The 2,536-nt window shown below is 53.5% G+C and carries 3 protein-coding genes and 1 pseudogene; 2 read left to right on the top strand and 2 right to left on the bottom strand.

Features of this window, described 5'->3' with window-relative positions; all coding sequences use genetic code 11:
* A pseudogene (locus A39O_RS43110) lies at nucleotides 1–182 on the bottom strand (BRO-N domain-containing protein); the annotation flags it as partial.
* Between the two features lie 420 nt (nucleotides 183–602).
* On the opposite strand from A39O_RS43110, the gene A39O_RS0107770 reads away from it, so the two are divergent.
* Together A39O_RS0107770 and A39O_RS0107765 are read left to right on the top strand one after the other, a co-directional pair.
* Nucleotides 603–701: a PIN domain-containing protein gene (locus A39O_RS0107770; RefSeq protein ID WP_020504122.1), complete on the top strand. Its 99-nt coding sequence runs from the start codon at nucleotides 603–605 to the stop codon at nucleotides 699–701.
* Between the two features lie 183 nt (nucleotides 702–884).
* Nucleotides 885–2,099 (top strand): DNA-methyltransferase, encoded by a 1,215-nt coding sequence (locus A39O_RS0107765; protein ID WP_211211555.1) that lies wholly within the window; start codon nucleotides 885–887, stop codon nucleotides 2,097–2,099.
* An 11-nt stretch (nucleotides 2,100–2,110) separates the two neighbouring features.
* Here the strand turns inward: A39O_RS0107765 and A39O_RS42145 are convergent.
* The coding region (locus tag A39O_RS42145; RefSeq protein WP_211211554.1) for a hypothetical protein at nucleotides 2,111–2,536 on the bottom strand (426 nt) is incomplete at its 5' end.

Below are 2,536 nucleotides of genomic sequence, written 5' to 3'. Positions count from 1 at the left end.
ACTTCGGACGTGACCCACTTCTTAAAGCGCTTGGCCTCGGGCTTGCGGCTGCCCAGGATCAGGGAGTACAGGCCGGACTCGTTGATGAGGTTGATGGCTTGCGGGATAAGCTCTTGATTTTCTCCACCCGTAATTGAAGTAAGGGTGCGACTGAAGTCGCACCTACATGTCGCCCCTACGTGTTGGTAAAATCTTTCCCGGAAATCACCTAAGGTCTTTCATAGACCGTGACCCCCTCACGCAAAGATTGCGCGATCTCGTCGTGCGACTGAGCAATGTCATTCGCTGTAAGTTGATGATATTAGGAGAACAACAAACCAGGATGTTCAGCTTGGGTTAGAATGAAGAGCAACATTGCTCACGAGACTCCAACCATGGGCCAATATAACATCGCCGAAGCCAAGGCCTAACTTTCCGAGTTGACCCGCCGCGCCTTGGCCGGGGAAGAGATCGTTATCGCCCGTGACAGCGTCCCCTTGGTTCGGCTTGTGCCGGTTCAGTCACCCAAGCGCCCCGGACAAGCCTGGTTCAGGAAAAGGGCAATTGCTCTGGATGGCGCCGGATTTCGATGCCATCCCCGAAGAATTCGAGGATTACATCTGATGCGGCTCTTGCTGGACACCCACAGCCTCCTGTGGTGGGTGGACGATGACCCGAAACTCTCCTCGGAGGCACGGCGCCGGATCGGTGACGAACATTGATGCCTACGGGATTGCGCGCATCTGGTGACCTTCCAGTTACGGGTCGCGGGTTCGCCATGCGGCCTTGATCATTGTTCCGGCCGGCCACGGACGGTCCGCACAGCGGACCCTACGGAAACACCGTGACCTGTAGGGTCCGCTGTGCGGACCGACGACCGTGCAGATCGCGCGGTGACCGGGTTTATGAGCAAGGCCCGCCATGCTCAGCACCTCAAAGGTGCATTCGAAACCAGCTTGAAGGCAAATACCCTGGCTGGTGCAGTTTTTGGAACTCCGCCTTGCAAGGGTGTGACATTTTTTTCTTTAAGGCAGGTCGGTTTCAGGCGCCAAGCGCCGGACCACGCCGCCTGGAGCGCGCGACATGATGAAAGATCCAATGCGATGGATGCGATGAGCCCCAAAGAGAGCTACGCAGAAGATTGGTCGATGCATCCGGGTGCCACCTTGCGTAAGAAGCGGGGACTCACGGCCAAGGAGCAGCAAGCCCTGGCGTTGCATCCCGCCATCTTGGATCAAGCGATTTTTGAGTCGCCGGAACTGCGCGGCAAGGCGTTCTACACCGACTCCAAGTCGCTCATTTTCTGCGGCGAGGTCCGGGAGGTACTCGGGTGGTTGCGCGCGGCGGGGGTTTTTGTCGATTGCATTGTTACCTCACCTCCGTTCTACGGGCAGCGTGATTACGAAGTCGAAAACCAGATCGGCCTTGAACTATCCCCAGAGGATTACATTAGGAAGCTTGCGGATGCCTTCGATGGAGCGCGTGAAGTACTAAGTTCAACGGGCAGTCTGTGGGTTAATATTGGAGATACATATTGGAATGGGCGGGGAGAGCATAAAGGTCGGGATCGTAAGCAAACCGCTCGTCGCTTTGGTCTGCGACCACAGGATCGCCCTGGAGATGGGAAGTTGTGTAAGAACAAACAGTTGCTGCTAATACCGCACCGACTCGCGATAGCTTTACAAGATCGTGACTGGATCGTTCGCAATGATAATATTTGGGTGAAGCCAAACCCGATTCCAGATCAGGTTAGGGATCGGAGTTCGGTCTCGCACGAGTATGTCTTCCATTTCGTAACACAGCGTTTTTATTTTTATGATCGCTCGAAAGTTGGGCGATTAACGGCGAACGGTACTTTCATGCCTCCAACAGATACTTGGGAAGTTCCGTTATCTAAGGGTGAAAAACTGCATAAGGCCACGTTCTCCGAGGAGTTGGTAAGAATTCCTATACTTGCGACGACGCCTCCGTGCGGTGTCGTGTTAGATCCTTTCGCGGGTAGCGGCACGTCATTGGTGTTCGCTAGACGGCACGGATACCGATCAATCGGGATAGATATAAAAGAGGAATACTGTCAAATTATGAAAGATTCCATCTGCGAATTGTTCTCGAAAGACTAGATCATGCTCAATTATCTTTCCGCGCAGGTAATCGATGAGTCGGGAAGCAGGCTTATTAAGTCGCGGGCGAAAAGCGGCTTAACTGACTTTCTCATACTTAAGAGATCCCTCTCTAAGTCAAAATCGTCTACCGTTGCGTTGTCGTCACGCAATACGGATTTTGTCAGCGCGATGGATGAAATAGCTGGAACATTCCCGAGGGAGATTGCGGTCGCGCTGCCGTCTGGAAAGAAACCGTACGTAAAGGTTTTCGGAACTGCGGGCTCGGAGAAGTACGTTTTACAGAGATTCAAAACTAACGGGGAAATAGGGGTCAGACCCCTATTTCCCCCTATTTCCCCAAGACCCCTATTTCCCCACCGCCTGGAAAGCCAACCAACCGCAACGCCACTGCTATGAACGCCAATTCTGACCCCGAATTCGATCGTTATGCCGAC

It is taken from the genome of Lamprocystis purpurea DSM 4197 (assembly GCF_000379525.1).
Lineage (GTDB): Bacteria > Pseudomonadota > Gammaproteobacteria > Chromatiales > Chromatiaceae > Thiodictyon > Thiodictyon purpureum.
This window is presented reverse-complemented; position numbering and strand designations above follow the sequence as displayed.

Coding starts and splice junctions, on each gene's coding strand:
- A39O_RS0107770 (WP_020504122.1), top strand. CDS start 603: ATGCGGCTCTTGCTGGACACCCACAGCCTCCTGTGGTGGGTGGACGAT.
- A39O_RS0107765 (WP_211211555.1), top strand. CDS start 885: ATGAGCAAGGCCCGCCATGCTCAGCACCTCAAAGGTGCATTCGAAACC.